Origin of the sequence: Zoogloea sp. (genome assembly GCF_023150065.1) — a bacterium.
Lineage (GTDB): Bacteria > Pseudomonadota > Gammaproteobacteria > Burkholderiales > Rhodocyclaceae > Zoogloea.
Genome location: NZ_JAKLLN010000226.1, coordinates 1 through 528, shown reverse-complemented (window position 1 = coordinate 528; position 528 = coordinate 1). Strand labels below are relative to the sequence as shown.

General features: G+C 72.3%; 1 protein-coding gene. It reads left to right on the top strand.

The genetic code is table 11. The features are described 5' to 3' along the window. Positions 1 to 276, top strand: a 276-nt coding sequence (locus tag L6Q67_RS24400; protein WP_296576378.1) for a DUF3025 domain-containing protein, incomplete at its 5' end; no start/stop codon positions are given. Positions 277 to 528: the final 252 nt, after the last annotated feature.

Below are 528 nucleotides of genomic sequence, written 5' to 3'. Positions count from 1 at the left end.
TGGGACCAGCTGCGGGCGCCCTTCTTCGGCCTGTGCGCCAAGGCCATCCACCGGGTCGCCGAGGCCGGCTGGCTCGCGCTGCCCCCGCCGGCCCGGCAGGCCGAGGCCGACGCCTGGCTCGCCGCACACCTGGCCAGCCCGCAGCAGCCCTTCGGCAAGGCCAGCCTGGTGCCGCTGCCGCTCCTCGGGATCCCGGGCCTCACCCCGGCCAGCGAGTGCGCCGACTACTACCGCGACACCCGCCAGTTCCGCCCCCGGCGGCAGCCCGTTTTATGACGGAAGTTGCGCAATATGCGCTTGACCCGGCCTGCCTCTGTCCGAATACTCCTGCGCTTTCGGGCCCTCTGCATCGGTGGCGGCCCTGGCTTCCCCCGGTGACGACGCCATGAACCCTCTCTCCAGCCTGCGCAGCTATCTCGAACTCGACGTGACGTCCGACCTCGACGGCGAGGCCGCCACGCGGCGCAGCAACCGGCGCCGGCTGCGGGTCTTCCTGCTGGTCTTCGCGCTGGTGCTCATCCCCGGGCT